The organism is Cyanobium sp. FACHB-13342, from assembly GCF_014697415.1.
In the GTDB taxonomy this organism is placed as follows: Bacteria; Cyanobacteriota; Cyanobacteriia; order PCC-6307; family Cyanobiaceae; genus Cyanobium_A.
This window is the reverse complement of sequence record NZ_JACJRT010000007.1, coordinates 169,203-186,603: the sequence shown is the minus strand read 5'-3', so window position 1 is coordinate 186,603 and position 17,401 is coordinate 169,203. Positions and strand designations below refer to the sequence as shown.

Annotated in this window: 19 protein-coding genes; 9 read left to right on the top strand and 10 right to left on the bottom strand. The window is 60.9% G+C overall.

Annotated features, from left to right (window positions below; genetic code table 11):
- The first annotated feature begins 42 nt into the window (after positions 1-42).
- Complete coding sequence (locus tag H6G16_RS04730; protein ID WP_190389138.1) at positions 43-1,308, top strand: hypothetical protein; 1,266 nt, start codon at positions 43-45, stop codon at positions 1,306-1,308.
- Positions 1,309-1,311: 3 nt separating this feature from the next.
- Here the strand turns inward: H6G16_RS04730 and H6G16_RS04725 are convergent, their stop codons facing one another.
- The 5 genes from H6G16_RS04725 to rseP all read right to left on the bottom strand — a co-directional run bounded on the left by H6G16_RS04725 (position 1,312) and on the right by rseP (position 7,207).
- Entirely contained in the window at positions 1,312-2,790 is a 1,479-nt protein-coding gene (locus tag H6G16_RS04725; RefSeq protein ID WP_190389137.1) for an HTTM domain-containing protein, read from the bottom strand.
- 59 nt (positions 2,791-2,849) lie between these two features.
- Positions 2,850-4,976, bottom strand: a complete 2,127-nt coding sequence (locus H6G16_RS04720; protein WP_190389136.1) for a polyribonucleotide nucleotidyltransferase — start codon at positions 4,974-4,976, stop codon at positions 2,850-2,852.
- A 151-nt stretch (positions 4,977-5,127) separates the two neighbouring features.
- Positions 5,128-5,430 carry a 30S ribosomal protein S14 gene (gene rpsN / locus H6G16_RS04715; protein WP_190389135.1) on the bottom strand — a complete coding sequence of 101 codons (303 nt, stop codon included), beginning with the start codon at positions 5,428-5,430 and terminating at the stop codon, positions 5,128-5,130.
- A 35-nt stretch (positions 5,431-5,465) separates the two neighbouring features.
- Entirely contained in the window at positions 5,466-6,119 is a 654-nt protein-coding gene (gene nth, locus H6G16_RS04710; RefSeq protein ID WP_190389134.1) for an endonuclease III, read from the bottom strand.
- Complete coding sequence (gene rseP / locus H6G16_RS04705; protein WP_190389133.1) at positions 6,119-7,207, bottom strand: RIP metalloprotease RseP; 1,089 nt, start codon at positions 7,205-7,207, stop codon at positions 6,119-6,121. The genes nth and rseP overlap by 1 nt, the downstream gene beginning before the upstream one ends.
- A 190-nt stretch (positions 7,208-7,397) precedes the next feature.
- On the opposite strand from rseP, the gene H6G16_RS04700 reads away from it, so the two are divergent.
- The 3 genes from H6G16_RS04700 to H6G16_RS04690 are packed head-to-tail and all read left to right on the top strand — an operon-like array spanning position 7,398 to position 8,827.
- On the top strand, positions 7,398-8,225 hold the full coding sequence (locus tag H6G16_RS04700; protein ID WP_190389132.1) for a neuromedin U: 828 nt from the start codon (positions 7,398-7,400) through the stop codon (positions 8,223-8,225).
- A 24-nt stretch (positions 8,226-8,249) separates the two neighbouring features.
- Entirely contained in the window at positions 8,250-8,504 is a 255-nt protein-coding gene (locus H6G16_RS04695; RefSeq protein ID WP_190389131.1) for an ABC transporter substrate-binding protein, read from the top strand.
- A complete protein-coding gene (locus H6G16_RS04690) occupies positions 8,486-8,827 on the top strand; it encodes a hypothetical protein (RefSeq protein WP_190389130.1) in 342 nt (113 codons plus the stop codon). Before H6G16_RS04695 ends, H6G16_RS04690 begins: the two co-directional genes overlap by 19 nt.
- Positions 8,828-9,009: 182 nt before the next feature.
- On the opposite strand, the gene H6G16_RS04685 is transcribed toward H6G16_RS04690, so the two are convergent.
- From H6G16_RS04685 to serS, 3 genes are read right to left on the bottom strand one after another with little or no spacing between them, the layout of a single operon-like run.
- Positions 9,010-9,255, bottom strand: coding sequence for a hypothetical protein (locus H6G16_RS04685; protein WP_190389129.1), 246 nt, complete (start codon positions 9,253-9,255; stop codon positions 9,010-9,012).
- On the bottom strand, positions 9,234-9,503 hold the full coding sequence (locus H6G16_RS04680) for a hypothetical protein (protein WP_190389128.1): 270 nt from the start codon (positions 9,501-9,503) through the stop codon (positions 9,234-9,236). The genes H6G16_RS04685 and H6G16_RS04680 overlap by 22 nt, the downstream gene beginning before the upstream one ends.
- Positions 9,504-9,513: 10 nt before the next feature.
- A complete protein-coding gene (gene serS / locus H6G16_RS04675; RefSeq protein WP_190389127.1) occupies positions 9,514-10,791 on the bottom strand; it encodes a serine--tRNA ligase in 1,278 nt (425 codons plus the stop codon).
- A 157-nt stretch (positions 10,792-10,948) separates the two neighbouring features.
- Here serS and H6G16_RS04670 point away from each other — a divergent pair, with 157 nt between their 5' ends.
- Genes H6G16_RS04670 through H6G16_RS04655 form a run of 4 tightly spaced genes read left to right on the top strand, consistent with a single transcriptional unit; the run spans position 10,949 to position 14,489 of the window.
- Positions 10,949-12,622: a hypothetical protein gene (locus H6G16_RS04670; RefSeq protein WP_190389126.1), complete on the top strand. Its 1,674-nt coding sequence runs from the start codon at positions 10,949-10,951 to the stop codon at positions 12,620-12,622.
- On the top strand, positions 12,600-13,202 hold the full coding sequence (locus tag H6G16_RS04665; RefSeq protein WP_190389125.1) for a prepilin-type N-terminal cleavage/methylation domain-containing protein: 603 nt from the start codon (positions 12,600-12,602) through the stop codon (positions 13,200-13,202). Before H6G16_RS04670 ends, H6G16_RS04665 begins: the two co-directional genes overlap by 23 nt.
- Complete coding sequence (locus H6G16_RS04660) at positions 13,199-13,801, top strand: prepilin-type N-terminal cleavage/methylation domain-containing protein (RefSeq protein ID WP_190389124.1); 603 nt, start codon at positions 13,199-13,201, stop codon at positions 13,799-13,801. The genes H6G16_RS04665 and H6G16_RS04660 overlap by 4 nt, the downstream gene beginning before the upstream one ends.
- Positions 13,802-13,835: 34 nt before the next feature.
- Positions 13,836-14,489, top strand: coding sequence for a prepilin-type N-terminal cleavage/methylation domain-containing protein (locus tag H6G16_RS04655; protein ID WP_190389123.1), 654 nt, complete (start codon positions 13,836-13,838; stop codon positions 14,487-14,489).
- Positions 14,490-14,499: 10 nt separating this feature from the next.
- Here H6G16_RS04655 and H6G16_RS04650 read toward each other — a convergent pair whose 3' ends face one another.
- Together H6G16_RS04650 and H6G16_RS04645 are read right to left on the bottom strand one after the other, a co-directional pair.
- Positions 14,500-14,775 (bottom strand): NifU family protein, encoded by a 276-nt coding sequence (locus tag H6G16_RS04650; protein WP_190389122.1) that lies wholly within the window; start codon positions 14,773-14,775, stop codon positions 14,500-14,502.
- Positions 14,776-14,815: 40 nt separating this feature from the next.
- Positions 14,816-15,421 (bottom strand): hypothetical protein, encoded by a 606-nt coding sequence (locus tag H6G16_RS04645; protein WP_190389121.1) that lies wholly within the window; start codon positions 15,419-15,421, stop codon positions 14,816-14,818.
- Positions 15,422-15,573: 152 nt separating this feature from the next.
- On the opposite strand from H6G16_RS04645, the gene lepA reads away from it, so the two are divergent.
- Positions 15,574-17,382 (top strand): translation elongation factor 4, encoded by a 1,809-nt coding sequence (gene lepA, locus H6G16_RS04640; protein WP_190389120.1) that lies wholly within the window; start codon positions 15,574-15,576, stop codon positions 17,380-17,382.
- Positions 17,383-17,401 lie beyond the last annotated feature (19 nt).

The window sequence follows — 17,401 nt, the reverse complement described above, 5'->3', positions numbered from 1 at the left end:
GGGATGCTGGCCTGGTGTTATCGGCCTCAGGCAGCCTCCTGGTTGGGTCGGCCAGTCGCCTCAGGTTGGTATGGACTGGGGCTGCTGGGGTTTTCGCTGGTCACGGTGGTGGCCAGTTTGTTGGGCCCCATTCCCTGGATTTCCCTAGGTTTTCTGGGATTGGTGTTGTTGCAGTTCGGGCTGATGCCATTGCTCGTGGAGGCTTGGCGACAGCGCACGGATGAGGGTTTTCGACTCCTGGCCCTCTTGGCTGTAGCCCTCGTTGGGATTGATGTGGGCCTCTGGCTGGTGATGCGGGCCTTTGAACTGCAGCCCTACGTCTGGCTGCGTCGACTGGCTCCGGGGGGCCGCGAGTTGCTTGAGGTTCCCTATCTCTATCTCAATTCCCGCTGGGCCAATCAGATCAGCGTGCTACTGCTCTGGACATTCATCCCATTGCTCCAGCAATTGCAGCAGGGCCTGATCCGGTATCGACGCAGGTTCTGGTGGGGGATCTGTTGGGCGGTACCGGTGCTCTGCTGTGCCCAATTTGTGCTCAGTCGTGGTGATGGGGCTTTCCTGGCAATGGGCCTTGGCCTGGCGGCCCTGTGGTGGCAGTGGCGTCGCAGCCCCGCCCCTCAGCGTGTGCTCTGGGTAACTGCTCTGCGCATGGGGCTGGTGGCGATGGCCATGGCGGTGGGTTTCTCGCTGCTGCTCGATGCGGGAAGCTTCCTGCAGGATTTCGCCAGCCGTAACGCGCAGGAATTCACCACTTCGCCGCAGACCTCTGGAATCCAGACCTCCGGCGTGCGTCTGGCCACTTGGGTTCTTTACCTTCGCAAGACCTGGCTCTCTCCTGTGTGGGGCCAGGGAATCCAGGCGATTCCCTGGGGATCCAGCCTCTGCGGGCCCCATAACATCTGGGTGGCTTTGCTGTACTGGTGCGGGTTCGCTGGCACGGGCTGTGCTCTGTTGCTCACCACAGGTTTTGTGCCCTGGGCAAAGACCCAATGGCGACAGGCCTCGCCGATGGCCCTCCCTTTCCTGGTGTCCTTGTTTTTTTACCAACTCGTCGACGATATTTGGTTGAGACCTCTGTCCTTGGCCTTACTGCTGGTGCTGATTCCCAGCCTGTTGCCCGCTGCGGCTGTTGCGTTGCCAGCTCCGCGCCTAGTGCAGCGCTTTACCCCCCGCTTTGGGCAGTGTCGATTGCTTGCGCTGATTGGGGTGTTGTTGATTGTTCTGTCGGTGGTGCTGCCTGGGGGCGTTCGCTGGGGACCTTCGGATTTGGTGTCCTTGCCCAGTACGGCCTGCTTGCTCTTTTTCTAACGATCACCGGCATCGGAAACGGGCAATGGGAAGGCGAACTGGGTAGCTGGCTAGATCGCCCATAACCCCGGTTGGCTCTTCCATGCGCACGAGATCCCATTCATGTTGTCGACCAGGAACCTCTCCTGGCTCGGTTTGAAGACAGAGCTGGCGGATATAGCTCCGTGCCAAGTTTTCTCGGTGGCGATGGGAGTAGAGGTTGTCGATGAATTTGCGCCAGCGTTGGGTGTGAACCCGATGCCCTAGGCGACGGGGATTTCCAGGGCCCGTGAAGGGCTCAAGCCCAGGCACCACGAAGCGCCTTTGGTGGCCGAGTGAACCTGGCGAAGAGGAGCCTGTCTCCACAACTTCAAACCAGTAATCAACGGGCTGGGGAAGGGGCGCAAACATTTTCCAGTGCTGGTGAATGCCAAGGGCCTTGATGGGTTCAAGTTCGGGGGCCAGGCCTGCTGGGCGGCTGCGGTCGCTCACTGTTGTGATCAAGGCCAGGGTGATCAGAAGGATCAACAGGGGGTTGTGGATCCGCTCGAGTAACCGGTACCGCGGTGGTTTAGGTGAGGGGACGTCGGGTTGTGGGCTCTGGGCCTGGGTGGTTGGCCTGCCTGGTTGGAGGCAGGCGACCAGCGGCCAAAACTCTCCAGGGATCAGGGCCACCAGACCGGCGAGGCTGATCCAGGGAAACAGTCCGAGTTCCAGAAAGGGGATGAAGCCCAGGTGCATGGTGGCCAGCACCATGAGGCCGCCCAGCCGCACCTGCCAGATCCGGGTGGGCCAGAGCAGGGCGATTGGTGCCAGCAGCTGAATGGCATAGGCCGTGATGGAGCTGAGGGTGGTGAATGGCTGAAAGCGGGCCGCCCAGGCGCCGAAGCGGGTCGCGAAATGATCCAGGTTGAGGGCATACCAAACGGCATCCCGCTGGATGACCCAGTGGTCGACACTTTTGTGGCTCACCGTCACCCAATAGATCAGGCAGATCTGCAGGGTGAAGGTGATGCTGGCCAGGGAGTACACCCCGTTGGGCGGCGGGGCTGCTGGCACCAGCCCCTGACGGGCATCCAGCGACCAGTGTTGGCCTAGGGGCAGAAAACAGGCCCAGATCATCATCACCATCAGGCTGCGATCGCCGCCATCGAGGATGTAAGGGTTGGCGTTGTGCAGCGAAAGGGTGAGCAAGGTGAGCGCAATGAAGCTTGGCCTGCTGCGCCAGCCCACCAGCACCGCTGCGGCCACTCCCATCTGCACAAGTAGAAGGGTGATGGCGGTTGTGCTCCCCCCGTGAAGCCGATGCACCGACCACAACCAGGCGGGGAACAGGGTGGGATCTTCGGGGTTGGGGAGGCCGCCGCTGCCGAGAAACACCTGCACAAGCGAAAGCCTTGTGCCCAGGTCGATGATCACCACCACGGCGATCAGGATCCGAAACAGGGCCAGGGAGCGGGTGTCGAGTCGGAACGGGGTGGCCAGGGGAGAGGAGATTTGCATGAAAAAAGCCGGCCACAGGGTGACCGGCTTCAGGTTGGCAGAGGTGAGCCTGCCTCGCTTCAGGCCGGTGCAGGGGCGTCCGCCTGGGGCACGCCGCGCAGGGTGAGGTTGATGCGGCCGCGGTTGTCGATTTCGCGCACGCGCACGGTCACCTGATCGCCCACGTTGACGACGTCTTCCACCTTTTCCACCCGGGCTTCGGAGAGCTGGGAGATGTGGATCATCCCCTCCTTGCCGGGCAGGATTTCCACGAAGGCACCGATCGGGATCACCCGGGTGACGCCACCGGTGAACACCTCGCCTTCGCTGATGCGACGGGTGAGGCCTTCGATGATGCGCTGGGCCTCTTCGGCCGCGGCACCGTCGTGGCTGGCGATCGTGACGATGCCGCCGTCCTCGATGTCGATCTTTGTGTTGGTGCGCTCGGTGATGCCCTTGATCGTGCGGCCGCCGGGGCCGATCACGGTGCCGATCAGCTCCGGATCAATCCGGAAGCTGAGCAGGCGCGGGGCGTGGGGCGACATGGTGTCGCGGGGCTTGTCGATCGCCTCAAGCATCTTCTCGAGGATGTGCAGGCGGGCCGGACGGGCCTGGTTGATCGCATCGGCCACGGTTTTCACGTCGAGGCCGGTGATCTTCATGTCCATCTGCAGGGCGGTGATTCCCTTCTCGGTGCCGGCCACCTTGAAGTCCATGTCGCCGAGGAAGTCCTCGATGCCCTGGATGTCGGTGAGGATGCGAACCTGGTCGCCCTCCTTGATCAGGCCCATGGCGGCGCCGCTCACGGGGGCCTTGAGGGGCACACCGGCATCCATCAGGGCCAGGGTGCTGCCGCACACCGAGCCCATGGAGGTGGAGCCGTTGGAGCTGAGGCACTCCGACACCACGCGCAGCACGTAGGGGAAGGATTCCTTGCTGGGTAGCACCGGCACGATCGCCCGCTCGGCCAGGGCGCCGTGGCCGATCTCGCGGCGGCCGGGGGAGCGCATCGGCTTGGTTTCGCCGGTGGAGTAGGGGGGGAAGTTGTAGTGGTGCAGGTAGTGCTTCTCGGTGGACGGGTTGAGGTCGTCCATCTCCTGGGCGTCGCTCGGGGTGCCGAGGGTGGCGCAGGAGAGCACCTGGGTGAGGCCACGCTGGAACAGGGCCGAGCCGTGCACGCGCTTGGGCAGCACGCCGGCGGCGGCACTGATCGGACGCACCTCGTCGAGGTTGCGGCCATCGACGCGCTTACCGTCCTTGACGATCTGGGCGCGCATCAGCTGCTTGGTGAGGCTCTTGTAGCTGTTGGCCAGGGCCTTGCCGCTAGCGGCGGCGCGGATCGGGTCGTCTTCGGCCAGGGCGGCGATCTTCTCGCTCACCTCGGCCTTGATCGCGTCGAGTTTTTCGTCGCGCTCGGGCTTGGTCTGGGAGAACTGCTTGAGCACCTCACCGATGCCCTTGGCACATTCCTTCTCCAGGAAGCTGGGCAGGGTGGCGTCCACCACCTGGGCCTCGGGGATCACCTGCTCGATGCCGAGTTCCTTGAGCAGGTTCTGCTGGGCCTTGATCAGCTCGCACACCGCTTCGTAGCCGAAGTCGATGGCCTCGATCACGTCCTGCTCGGGCAGCTGGTTGGCGCCGGCTTCCACCATGATCACGCCCTCGGGCGTGCCGGCCACCACCAGATCCAGCTCGCTGCGCTCGATCTCGCGGAAGCTGGGGTTGAGCACGAAGTCGTCGCCCAGCAGGCCCACCCGCACCGCGGCCATGGGGCCGTGGAAGGGGATCTTGGCGAGCAGGGTGGCCATCGAGGCGCCGGTGACGGCGAGCACGTCGGGTGGCACCCGCTCATCGAGCGATAGGCAGGTGGCCACCACCTGGATGTCATCGCGCATCCAGCTGGGGAAGAGGGGCCGCATCGGACGATCGATCAGGCGGCAGGTGAGGATCGCCCGCTCGGGGGGGCGCGCCTCGCGGCGGAAGAAGCTGCCGGGGATGCGACCGGCGGCGTAGAGCCGCTCTTCGTAGTCGCAGATCAGGGGGAGGAAATCGATGCCTTCGCGACCGCCGGAGCGGGTGGCGGTGACCAGAACCGAGGTATCACCACACTCGACCATCACCGAGCCCCCGGCCTGGGGGGCGAACCGACCGGTGGTCAGCCGGATCTCCCGACCATCGAAGGAGATCGACTGAGTTTGTCCTTGCACGTGAGCTTATGTCCTGTTGTTGTCAAGGACCATTCTCGCATTTGGCCTGCGGCCACAGGGGATTTCCTTCGCTTTTTCTCGCGTTTGGCCGCAGGCAGGCCCACAAAAAAAGGCGCCCGCAGGCGCCTGAATCAATGGGGTGAGCCAGCCATCACCAGGACGACTTGACCACGCCGGGCAGCTCACCCTTATGGGCGCGCTCGCGCAGTTGGTTGCGGCAGAGGCCGAAATCGCGGTAGACGCCCCGGGGCTTGCCGGTGGCCCAGCAGCGGTTGCGCACGCGGGTGGGGGCGCTATTGCGGGGCAGATCCTGGATCTTGCGGTGGATCTCCAGGCGCTCCATGGGATCGGCAGCAGCGTTGAAGGCGGCCATCAGGGCAGCCCGCTTGGCGGCGAAGCGCTGCACCATCTTCTTGCGCTTCACATCGCGCGCAATCATCGACTTCTTCGCCATGCGGCCTGGGCTGCGATCGGATACGTGATTTGAGCTTACCCTGCGGGCTTGCCCCCCATTGGGCAGAGGTCGGCGATCGGGCAGCTGCCGCAGCGGGGGCTGCGGGCGGTGCACACGGCGCGGCCGTGGAAGATCAGCCGGATGGAGAGGTCCTGCCAGTGGGCCTGGGGCACCAGTTTCATCAGGTCGGGCTCGATCCGCCGCGGCTCGCTGTGGCGGCTGAGCTTGAGGCGCTGGGCCAGCCGACTCACGTGGGTATCCACCGTGACGCCGGCGTTGATGCCGAAGCACCAGGCCAGCACCACCGAGGCGGTTTTGCGGGCCACGCCCGGCAGAACCAGCAGCTCCTCCATGGTGCGGGGCACCTCGCCGCCGTGGCGCTCCATCAGCAGGCGGGAGGCCCCCACGATCGCCTTGGCCTTGTTGCGGAAGAAGCCGGTGGACTGCACATAGGGCTCCACCTCGGCGGGCTCCACCGCGGCGGCGGCGGCCGCATCGGGGAAGCGCTCAAACAGGGCCGGGGTCACCAGGTTGACCCGGGCATCGGTGCACTGGGCCGAGAGCATGGTGGCCACCAGCAGCTCGTAGGGGGTGCGCCAGTCGAGGGAGCAGGTGGCGTGGGGGTAGAGGGCGCCGAGGCGCTCGAGCAACTCGGGAGCACGTTTGCGGGCACTGGCCAGGCGGGGCATCAGCGCGCCAGCAGCTGCTGCACCGCCGGCAGCTGGGAGGTGTCCTTCACGATCAGCACCACGCTGAGGCCCACCAGAAACACAAAGCCCGACTGCATGAATGCCATCTGGAAGCGCTCGGGCAGGGGCTTGCCCCGCAGGCCCTCGAGCAGCAGCAACACGAACTGGCCGCCATCGAGCAGGGGCAGGGGCAGGGCATTGAGCACCGCCAGGTTGATCGAGATCAGGGCGGTGAAGATGAACAGGCTGCTGCCGCCCTGCTTGGCCAGCGAGGCGCCCATTTCCACGATCTTCACCGGACCGCTCACCTGGCCGGCGGTTTCACCGAAGTGGGTGGCGAGGGTCACGAAGCCCTCCACGGTGCGGCCCAGCAGCAGCTGGAAGTCGTGGTTGGCCTGGCGGAAGGGCTCCAGCGGGCCGCGGGCGGGGCGGAAGGCCTCGGTGCCATTGGGTTGGAGCTGGGCGCCGATGCGGCCGATGCCGCCGAGGTCGGCGGGGGTGAGCTGCAGGGGCACGGTTTGGCCGTTGCGCTCGGCGTCGAGGCGCAGGGTCTGGTCGGGGGCGGCCTTGATGCGCTCCACCAAGGCCGCCACGGCGCTCTGGCCACCGCCGAGGGGGGTGCCATCGAGGCTCACGATGCGGTCGCCGGGCTGGAGGCCGGCGGCGGCAGCGGCCTGGCCGGGCTGCACGCCGCTCACCAGCACGCCGGGGGTGGCGCTGAAGCCGGCGGGGATGCCGAGCACCAGGCCCTGGCCGAGCAGCACGGCGTAGGCCAGCAGCAGGTTGGCGAGTACGCCAGCGGCAATCACCAAGGCGCGCTGGGGCAGGGGCCGGTTGGAGAGCAGGTTGGGGTCGTTTTTGGGGATGGGGCTGTCGTCGTCGTCATCGGGGAAGGCGACGAAGCCGCCGAGGGGAATGGCGCGGAGGGCGAATTGCACGCCGCGGCGCTGGCGCTCCAGCAGCACCGGCCCGAAGCCGATCGAGAAGCTGCTGACGCGGATGCCCTGCCAGGTAGCGGCAAAGAAATGCCCCGCCTCGTGCACCACGATCAGCCCCGCCAGGATCGCCAGTGCTGTGAGAACGCCCATCCAGGCCCTGCGGTGAATGGATCCATTGTGGTGGGTTCGGGGCGCCTGCCGTTAAGTCAGCCTTGCTGGTCCAGCTGCCTGGAGCTCCTGGGGCGGCGTTTTTTGAAAAGCATTGCGCCGCAAGCCGTCTCGGCGCGATGGCTCGCCGTTTTGGCCGGTAAAGTCCCCCATCCGATCGTTGCGCTGCTGCATGGCCCGCCCCCTCGCCGCCCTGGCCCTTGCTGCGTTGCTGCCTGGCCTGTTGCCCGCCGCAGCTGAACCGACCACGCCTGAGGCCGAAGCCCAATCCGAGGCCAAGACAGAAGCGCTCGCGGCTGAAGCCCAGAATCCGATTGCCAACCTGATCAGCGTTCCCTTCCAGAACAACCTCACCCCGGGGATGGGCCCCAATCAAGACAACACCCTCAATGTGTTGAACATTCAGCCGGTGGTGCCGTTTGCGCTCAGCAAAGACCTCACCCTGGTGACTCGCACGATCCTGCCGGTGCTGAGCCAGCCCACGGCTGCCGGCACCCAGAACGGCATCGGCGATCTCAACCCCAGCTTTTTCTTCGTGCCCAAGGGCAAGGGGCCCTGGACCCTCGGCTTCGGCCCCACCTTGGTGTTGCCCACCGCCAGTTCCGACAGCCTGGGCAGCGGCAAGTGGTCGGCGGGGCCGGCGGCGGTGGCGGTGTACAGCAAGGGCCCCTGGGTGGCGGGCGCGCTGCTGAACAACGTGTGGTCGTTTGCGGGCGACAGCGACCGCGGTGCGGTGAGCGCCTTTCTGCTCCAGCCGTTCATCAACTACAACCTGGCCAATGGTTGGTATCTGGTGACCTCGCCGATCGTCACCGCCAACTGGCGGGCGGCCAGTGGCAACCAGTGGATCCTGCCGGTGGGGGGTGGTGTGGGACGAGTGTTCCGGGTCGGGAGTCAGCCGATCAATGCGTCCCTGCAGGCCTTCGCGAATGTGGTGAAGCCCGACAACTTCGGTGACGTGACGATCCGCGCCCAAGTGCAGTTCCTGTTCCCGAACTGAGGCCAGCAGCCCAAGCGCTGCCCGGTGGTGGTGCTGGTGCTGGATGAATCCCGGGGAGGCGACATGGTGGCGGCCCGGCGGGGGGTGGTCTCGGTGGAAGATCTGCGCGGCCGCAAGGTGGCGGTGACCCCCTCCACCCTGGGCCCCTACGTGCTGAGCCGGGCGCTGGAGGAGGCGGGCATGGGGCTGAAGGATGTGCAGGTGGTGCCGATGCCGATGGGCGAGATGGCGGGGAGCCTGGCGAGATCTTCGATGTGCTGGTGGTGGATCCGTTGTTAGCGCTGCGCCACCGCAACGACCTGGTGCGGCTGCTGCGCACCTGGCAGGACGCCCACGACTACGCCGATCGCCATCCCGACGAAGCCGACCGGCTGATGGCGTTTCGCGAGAAGTTGAGCGTGTTGCGTTTCCGCGAAGCGGAGAAGGGCCTGTTCTATCCGAGCCTGCGGGAGCAGGGGCCCTTGCTGGAGCCGGGCGGGGTGCTGGCCGACAACCTGGCCGCCGTCAAGCGGGTGCAGGTGCACCTAGGCATGGTGAAACCCGGCGCCCCGATCCCCCGGGTCGACGATGAACCCCTGCGCCTGGCGCTCGGACGGACGTGACCCACCGAGCTGGCCCGCAAAAGCCACATCACGTTGCCCGCAAAAACCGGATTTGAAGCCCCGCATGTCCTGCATCAGCGAGCCTGAGTGCCTGTCTGCAGCCCTCGGATCGTGGATGGCGACCTGCGGGAGCTGTTGGGATCTCGGCGAGGGTTATGGCTCCATCCGCCTCCTGCAATGGGCTACACAGCCACCGGCAGTTGGGTCTTGAAGGGCTCGGCCAGCAGCTTGGCAAGACCGCCGGGGTTGCGGATGTCGACGCAGAGCAGGGTGGGGCCCATGAACTCCAGGGTGTAGCCATCCCCTTCCAGCACTAGATCGGGTATTCCCCGCAGGCTGGGGTGGCGAAACAGGATGGCGCCGCTGTCGGCATCCACGAGGCGCTCCATTCCTTCGAGTTGGGTGCTCAGGTGTTGGGGTTGATCCATCGTCCTGCTCCCAGGCGGTTGGTCACGGTTCGGTGGTCTGTGGGGTAGGTGGTGATCACCCTTTCTTCATCTTGGCTGAGGATGGCGATCCATGGGCGGTTTTCCCAGACGGTGACCACCACCGTGGCAGCTGTGCTCAGGTCCAGATGTCGCTGCCCTTGCTCGAAAGCTTCCTGCCAGCTGATCAGGCGATCACCGCAAATTCCGTAGGTCTCGAGCTTGTCGATCGCGTGCCGGCTGAGCTGCATGACTCCGCCATCACCCCCCGCTGATCGTGTCGCCGCCGAAGTAGGGCACCAGGGCGGCGGGGAGCTTGACGGAGCCGTCGGCTTGCTGGCCGGTTTCGAGCAGGGCGGCCATGGTGCGGCCCACGGCCAGGCCGGAGCCGTTGAGGGTGTGCACCAGCTGGGTGCCCTTGCCCTGCTTGAAGCGGATGGCGGCGCGGCGGGCCTGGAAGTCGTTGCACACCGAGCAGCTGGAGATCTCGCGGTAGGCGCCGGCGCCGGCCAGCCACACCTCGAGGTCGTAGGTGCGGGCAGCGGAGAAGCCCAGATCCCCGGTGCAGAGCTCGATCTTGCGGTAGGGCAGCTCGAGGGCCTCGAGCACGGCTTCCGCGTCAGCGGTGATCTGCTGGTGGGCGGCGGCCGACTCGTCGGGATGGCAGAACCAGTAGAGCTCCACCTTGTTGAACTGGTGCAGGCGGATAAGGCCGCGGGTGTCGCGGCCGTAGGAGCCGGCCTCGCGGCGGAAGCAGGGGGTGTAGGCGGCGTATTTGAGCGGCAGCTGCTCGGCGGCGAGCACCTCATCGCGGTGCAGGGAGGTGAGGGGCACCTCGGCGGTGGGGGTGAGCCAGAGGTCGTCGTCGGCGCAGCGGAAGCTCTCCTCGGCGAACTTGGGCAGCTGGCCGGAGCCGGTGAGGCTGGCGGAGTTCACCAGGATCGGCGGCAGCACCTCCCGGTAGCCCTTGCCGGCGTGCAGATCGAGCATGAAGCTGATCAGGGCCCGCTCGAGGCGGGCGCCGGCGCCCATCAGGGTGATGAAGCGGCTCTGGGCGATGCGCACGGAGCGCTCGGTTTCAAACAGCCCCAGCCGCTCGCCGATCTGCCAGTGCTCCTCGAGGCCGTCTTCCAGGCGGGGGCTGCCCCAGCGCTTGATCTCCACGTTCTCGGCCTCGGAGCGACCATCCGGCGCCTCGGGGGAAGGCAGGTTGGGCAGGGCGCTGAGGGCCTCGCGCAGCTGGAGTTCGAGGGCCTTCTCCTGCTCCTCCAGGCCCGCCACCTGCTGCTTGATGGCGTTGCCCTGGTCCCGCAGGGCCTGCACCTCGGGGCTGTTCGGTGCCGCTCCCCCCTGGATCTGCTGCCCCACCGCCTTGCCGATGCGGTTGCCTTCGGCTTGCAGCGTGCTGCGCTGTTCCTCGAGATCGCGCTCCTGGCGGGCGATCTGCTGGAGGGGGCCAAGATCGAGCGCCATGCCGCGCCGGGCCAGCTGGGTGGTGATCAGCTCAGGGCTGTCGCGCAGGAGGCGCTGGTTAAGCATCAGCTTCAAACTGTATAATCGCTTAACATAACAAGCAAGTGCAGGCTGAAGGAGAAGGTTGCGCCAGTGAGCGTAGGACTGAGAGAGGAATAATCTTGCGCTAAGCGTCGGAGTAGCCTAAGATCTACAAATACACCTAAGCTCAAGCAGTCAGGCGATGAGCCCCAAAAAACCAAATCCAATTATCTTTGCTTATGCTTTGCGCGCTTTGAAATACAAGCGCCATGAAGCCGGTTCGATTATTTTAGCAATACTTGCTTTTTTGGTTGTTATAATTGGTGCTGTGGCATTAGCATCCAGGGTATCTTCTGGTTATTTCGGTGCAGTTTCACAGGCTAGAAATCGCGAGGCAAGAGATGCTGCAGAATCGGGGGTTATTCAGATAATCGAAGAGCTTAACAGAGAAACAAACAGAAAGGCCTTGGTTGCAGGAAATAGCGTTGCTTGGTTAAAAAGCAATCCTAATCTTATCAACGCTTGCACCAAATTAAACTCTAGTGGAGTTGTTTCAGGCGCGGGAACTCAAATCTCTGACAAGTTAATTAATTATAAAAATCCCTCCATATGGCATAACGTAGTTTCTGGAAACACAGCTAGGCAATTTCAGCTTGATTTCGCTGGAACAGCTGTTGAATATAGGAATACAGATCGTTCCTTGCTTGCTTCAATCACTCCTGGGCTCGAGGCGGGTAGTCAAAAGAGTTTAATTAGGATTTCTGTGATTGGAAGAGTAATGCGAAACGGTCAAGAAGTTTCGCGAGCCCGCATCACTCGTGAATTTGAGGTGGTTCCCAAGTGCTGTCGCAGGTCCTTTGGGCAAAATCTAATTGGTGCTACTAATTATGGAAATGATAGCCTAAAGTGCTTTTCCGATGAATCCGCAGGAAATGGACTCATAGTTGGAATGAGCAATGGGATTGTTGATAGTAGCAAAAATACGCTGACAATTTTAAATGATAGCGTACCTCCTAAGCAAGTTAGCCAAGCAATATGCTGGGACGGAGGAACGCTGAATCTTGGGGGGGAAGTAACTAATCCAACACCAAATCCCACGTGTGGTGATGGAATGAGAATAGGTGGGGTTGCCGGTAATCCAAACAACACTGGCACCAGTCTGGTTCCAGTTGAGTTTCCTCTTACAATACCACCATTTCCTGTTGGCGGAGCCGAATCTTGGCCTGTTGTTGACGCATCTACCCGCAATCGTATAACCATAGTAGACGGCAAACCTGTTCAATGCAAATCAGATGGTACAGATTGTGTTGAATTGACAAATTGTCTTCCCTCGTCTCCCGGAGTATACGCTTGTCGCCTAAGTCAAATCTCAAAGATTGGCAATAACGGCCTTCTAATTGATTCATCGAATGGCCAATTTGAGTTTTATTTTGATGATAACGCAGCCAAAGCTGCTTCAAAGTTGCCGAAAACCGAAGCCACTAAATACATAGATTTGACTACGGGAACAGCGTTCTTGCGTCATGTTAAGTGTGCTCCAGGTGTAAGTCCTTGCAATACAAGCGCAACCATATTCGACTCCCAAAGAGTAACTGCCTTTGCGTTTAGTTCGGGTTTAGGTACATTTGAGCTTCAGGGTAATAATGGCTTGGCTATGGACATCATTGCCCCGTACGGATCGGTTGACTTTATAGGTAATTCTTCCTTCACGGGGAGGATATGGGTTAGCTCGTTATATATGAATGGCAGCGTTACTTTGCAAGTTCCTAAGACAAATCCAGGGTTTTGTGAAGCATCGCCTGACGGCTGCCCCCCGAAAGTGGGAGCATTGATTGACTATGTGGCTAGAAGTTATGCACAAGCTTCTGGCTTCTAGGGATGCCTATTGCATGAATCAAATGAAATACATTATCACAAGAAAATCTAAAAAAAACCTGAAAACTCCGATCGGATTTACTCTTATTGAGTTGTTGGTTGCGGTTCTGTTGCTCGCCTTGCTTATCTCTGCAGTTGCCTCATTATTTGGGATTACGGTTCGCTCCACATTGCGAACTGGTAATTTGGCTAAAAATCAATCTGCAATCGATTCAGATATATCAAGGCTCCGAAAAATATCTGAAGAATATACTTGCTGCTCGGGTGTTTGTGCGTGGCCAAAGCCCAACTCATGTGCTGCAAACTTTGGTTTTTCTGACTACTACTTTCCACAAAATCCTGCAAATCGGCAAAGTTTTGTCGATTCCTGTAAAGGTGGTGGTGGCGTAACATCTGCTCCTGATCTCACGGCTTCATTGGTTAACGAGCTCAGAAAAGTTCCTTTATCGACAAATGTCAGTCGAACTGTCGCTAAAGCAAGTGCCGCTTCTGGTGATCACCTAATTCTGGTGACTTATACTGCTGATGGCATTAATAGGGCATATAATATATATCCTGTTGTTGCAGCGTGGTGTCCATGAAGCATTCTAAGCGAGTTGGTCTTCCCGTCCGCCTTATTGCGTCTAATATTAGAGCTTTCAGTCTGGCTGAGCTTTTGGTAGTGGTAGCCATTATTGGAGTACTCTCTTCAATTATTCTTGGCATTAGCTTCTCTATTCTGAGGCGAGAGAGGGCTAACTCTGCGGCTATTGAGATTACTGGATGGCTTGAGAATTTGCGCAACATAGCGATGAAACGCGTAGATCCTGATGCTGAATCGGGCGGCTGTCCTGTTATTTTCTCTGAAAAAACGGTAATAAGTTCTCGCGATGCAATTGCTTCGTCGCCATGTCTTCCCGATTCTGATCTAAGGCTAGAAGCGGCTTCTGTAAGCGAATTTGACTTTCAATTTTCTGTGTTAAATGCAAGTTCTAATTCAAATGAACCCGATATTGTTTTCACTCCCCGAGGTACTGTGTTTTCTTCTGATCAAGAATCGCCGGTGCTAATAAAAATATTCCCCGAGGGCGGGCCGCTTAGATGCATTAGAATAGATGAAATCCTCGGAGTGGTAAGAATTGGGAAAAATAATTCGGCCCCTTCTATTTCAGTTGACTGCAATGACTTCTCGAGGTATTAGGATGCAGCTTTCTTGTATTGTGTTCGCCAGCCTTTTGTTTCGCAAGTTTGAGTCGAGGCGCGTCCAGCTGAACTATAGTTATGGTTTCTCTTTGCCTGAGCTTCTTGTTGTATTGTTGATTGGTGGGTTAGTAATTCCTGCAATAACTTCGCTGATGGTGCAGCATCTTCAGACTTCTGTGCGTTCTGAAGTTCAGCAGAGGTTGCGTGAAGAGGCTGGCAGGCTTGGCTATCTCTTGCAGGTTGAATCGAGTGAGGCAAGAGAAATAAAAGTTGCGCAAAATATGCCAGAGTGTGGTATTGCAAGCGGGATTAAATCTATCATTACCCTATATGTTCCCTGGCCCGAAGGTGACGTTCTTAACCCATTAAATACTTCCTACATACATTATTATCAAGATGGAGATAATCTGAGGCGTTGTGGACCCAGGACAAATGTTAATGGAACTCTAGACCACGGATTCCCTCCCGCTGGGCCTGTTTATGTGGATGCGATGCTTTCTAGGGACACTTTGTTAGAGCCAGTATTTGCGGCAAATGCATCTTGCAATAATGAAATAACAGATGGGCTTAGGCAGTTTGTTTATCAAATCAAGCAATCATCGACCTCTGCATCAAAATTCGCGATTGGTTGTGCTGTTGCTAGGGCAAAGTCTTTTTACGTTCAGGATCCGCCTCCGCCTCCGTAGCGCTCAATATCTAAAGAACTTGCACCACCTCGCTCACCTCGGGAATTGCCTCACGCAACTTCCGTTCAATGCCCATCTTGAGGGTCATGGTGCTGCTGGGGCAGCTGCCGCAGGCTCCCTGGAGGCGCACCTTCACGATCGGTCCATCGATTTCTACCACTTCCACGTTGCCTCCATCAGCCATCAGGTAGGGCCGGAGTTCATCGAGGGTGCGCTCCACGTTTTCGAGCGTCAGCGCCCGGGGGTCATGGCCAATGGCTTCAGGGGCGGTGGTGTCGCTGCTCATCGGGGCCAACTTGCTTTGAAGCCAGTCTACCCGGGGCGGTTCAGTCGAGGTGGAAGTGGGCAAACAGGTTGGGAGCCGGGTCTTGCCGCCCGTTGCTCTTCCAGCGCAGCACCAAGTCTTTGAGGTCTTTGTCGTAGCGCTTGCGCTTCTGGGCAATGCGAATCAGCAGCCATGCTCCTGGCACGATCAGCGGAAACAGCAGCAGCACGGCGATTTGAATATCCCGGCGGCTGTAGCCCTTGGCCGGGAAGCGGCGCCCCGTGGTGATTGCCCAGGCCAGGGCCCGGGTTTCCTCCGGCAGGTTGCGGAAATTGCGCTTGTTGGATTGGTCGTTGGCGTAGGGCGTGATCTCCAGCTTGGCCTTGCGGGTCACCTCCCGGGCAATCTCCCGCCGCAGGGCGATCACTTCCCGGGCCTTGGCCAGGGACACCCGGGCGATGGTTTGCCCCTCAGCGCTGATCAGGGTGAAGCTGGTGGGGCTGATTCGCGACTGCTCGAGCGACGCGTAGATGCCGTCGGCCAGCTTGCCCTCCTCCCGCGCCACATCCTGGGCGGCGGCAAATAACAGGTTGAGCCCTTCCTCCCGGCCCACCCGGCGGCGCTCCTGCTCGTTGCTGCCTTGGGTTGGGAGGTATCCAGGCGCCATGGATATAGCTGGTTTGAACAACTCTTGCCAGCAACTCTATGGCCCAGTGGGGAACCGAGCCAAGGCGGTGGGTCGGCAGGGGGATTGGCCCTGCTCGGGCGGGCCCCGTCTCCTAGGCTGGCCCCAGCCCCCATGCAGCCTCCGCCGGCGCGATGACCGACGTTCCCGTTCAGCGGATCCGCAATTTCTGCATCATCGCCCACATCGACCACGGGAAATCCACCCTGGCCGACCGTCTCCTGCAAGACACCGGCACCGTAGCCGCCCGGGACATGCAGGAGCAGTTCCTCGACAACATGGAGCTCGAGCGTGAGCGCGGCATCACCATCAAGCTTCAGGCCGCCCGCATGGAGTACACCGCGGCCGACGGGGAGACCTACATCCTCAACCTGATCGACACCCCCGGCCATGTGGACTTCTCCTATGAAGTGAGTCGCTCCCTGCAGGCCTGCGAAGGGGCCCTGCTGGTGGTGGATGCCTCCCAGGGCGTGGAAGCCCAAACCCTGGCCAACGTGTACCTGGCCCTGGAAAACGATCTCGAGATCATTCCCGTTCTCAACAAGATCGACCTCCCTGGAGCCGATCCCGATCGCATCGCCGAAGAGATTGAAGCGATCATCGGCCTCGATTGCTCCCATGCCATCCACTGCTCCGCCAAAACCGGCCTGGGGGTGCCCGAGATCCTCCAGGCCGTGGTGGATCGGGTACCCCCCCCGCCCGACAAGCTCACCGAGCCCCTGCGGGCCCTGATCTTCGACTCCTACTACGACCCCTACCGGGGCGTGATCGTGTACTTCCGGGTGATCTCCGGCTCGATCAGCAAGCGCGACAAGGTGCTGCTGATGGCCAGCAAGAAAACCTACGAGCTCGATGAGGTGGGGGTGATGGCCCCCGATCAGCGCCAGGTGGACTCGCTCCATGCCGGCGAAGTGGGCTACCTGGCCGCCTCAATCAAGGCCGTGGCCGATGCCCGCGTGGGCGACACGATCACCCTGGTGGCCAATCCCGCCGCCGAGCCCCTGCCCGGCTACACCGAGGCCAAGCCGATGGTGTTCTGCGGCCTGTTCCCCACCGACGCTGACCAATACCCCGACCTGCGCGAGGCCCTCGACAAGCTGCAGCTCTCCGATGCGGCGCTCAAATACGAGCCCGAAACCAGCAGCGCCATGGGCTTCGGCTTTCGCTGCGGCTTCCTGGGCCTGCTGCACATGGAGATCGTGCAGGAGCGGCTTGAGCGGGAATACAACCTCGATCTGATCGTCACCGCCCCCTCGGTGATCTATCAGGTGAACATGCTCGATGGCAGCACCCTGATGGTGGACAACCCCGCCACCCTTCCCGATCCGCAGAAGCGCGAATCGATCGAAGAGCCCTACGTGAAGCTCGAGATCTACACGCCCAACTCCTACAACGGCACCTTGATGGAGCTGTGCCAAGACCGGCGCGGTGAATTCATCGACATGAAATACATCACCACCGACCGGGTGACCCTCCACTACGAGCTGCCCCTGGCCGAAGTGGTGACCGACTTCTTCGACCAGATGAAATCGCGCACCAAGGGCTACGCCTCGATGGAATACAGCCTGATCGGCTACCGCAAAAATGAGCTGGTGCGCCTTGATGTGCTGATCAATGGCGAGAAGGCCGATCCGCTCACCACGATCGTGCACCGCGACAAGGCTTACAACGTGGGCAAGGGGCTGGTGGAGAAACTCAAGGAACTGATTCCGCGCCAGCAGTTCAAGATCCCGATCCAGGCGTCGATCGGCAGCCGGGTGATCGCCTCTGAGAGCATCAGCGCCATGCGCAAGGACGTGCTCGCCAAGTGCTACGGCGGTGACATCTCCCGCAAGAAAAAACTGCTGCAGAAGCAGGCCAAGGGCAAAAAGCGCATGAAGGCGATGGGCAAGGTGGACGTACCCCAGGAGGCCTTCATGGCCGTGCTCAAGCTGAATCAGTAGGGCGTCCTCGTTTCTTCTC

Bases quoted from the DNA above. Each gene is read 5' to 3' on its own strand.
- H6G16_RS04725 (WP_190389137.1), bottom strand. From the start codon at position 2,790: ATGCAAATCTCCTCTCCCCTGGCCACCCCGTTCCGACTCGACACCCGC.
- rpsN (WP_190389135.1), bottom strand. From the start codon at position 5,430: ATGGCGAAGAAGTCGATGATTGCGCGCGATGTGAAGCGCAAGAAGATG.
- nth (WP_190389134.1), bottom strand. From the start codon at position 6,119: ATGCCCCGCCTGGCCAGTGCCCGCAAACGTGCTCCCGAGTTGCTCGAG.
- rseP (WP_190389133.1), bottom strand. From the start codon at position 7,207: ATGGGCGTTCTCACAGCACTGGCGATCCTGGCGGGGCTGATCGTGGTG.
- H6G16_RS04700 (WP_190389132.1), top strand. From the start codon at position 7,398: ATGGCCCGCCCCCTCGCCGCCCTGGCCCTTGCTGCGTTGCTGCCTGGC.
- H6G16_RS04685 (WP_190389129.1), bottom strand. From the start codon at position 9,255: ATGGATCAACCCCAACACCTGAGCACCCAACTCGAAGGAATGGAGCGC.
- H6G16_RS04680 (WP_190389128.1), bottom strand. From the start codon at position 9,503: ATGCAGCTCAGCCGGCACGCGATCGACAAGCTCGAGACCTACGGAATT.
- serS (WP_190389127.1), bottom strand. From the start codon at position 10,791: ATGCTTAACCAGCGCCTCCTGCGCGACAGCCCTGAGCTGATCACCACC.
- H6G16_RS04670 (WP_190389126.1), top strand. From the start codon at position 10,949: ATGAGCCCCAAAAAACCAAATCCAATTATCTTTGCTTATGCTTTGCGC.
- H6G16_RS04665 (WP_190389125.1), top strand. From the start codon at position 12,600: ATGCACAAGCTTCTGGCTTCTAGGGATGCCTATTGCATGAATCAAATG.
- H6G16_RS04660 (WP_190389124.1), top strand. From the start codon at position 13,199: ATGAAGCATTCTAAGCGAGTTGGTCTTCCCGTCCGCCTTATTGCGTCT.
- H6G16_RS04650 (WP_190389122.1), bottom strand. From the start codon at position 14,775: ATGAGCAGCGACACCACCGCCCCTGAAGCCATTGGCCATGACCCCCGG.
- H6G16_RS04645 (WP_190389121.1), bottom strand. From the start codon at position 15,421: ATGGCGCCTGGATACCTCCCAACCCAAGGCAGCAACGAGCAGGAGCGC.
- lepA (WP_190389120.1), top strand. From the start codon at position 15,574: ATGACCGACGTTCCCGTTCAGCGGATCCGCAATTTCTGCATCATCGCC.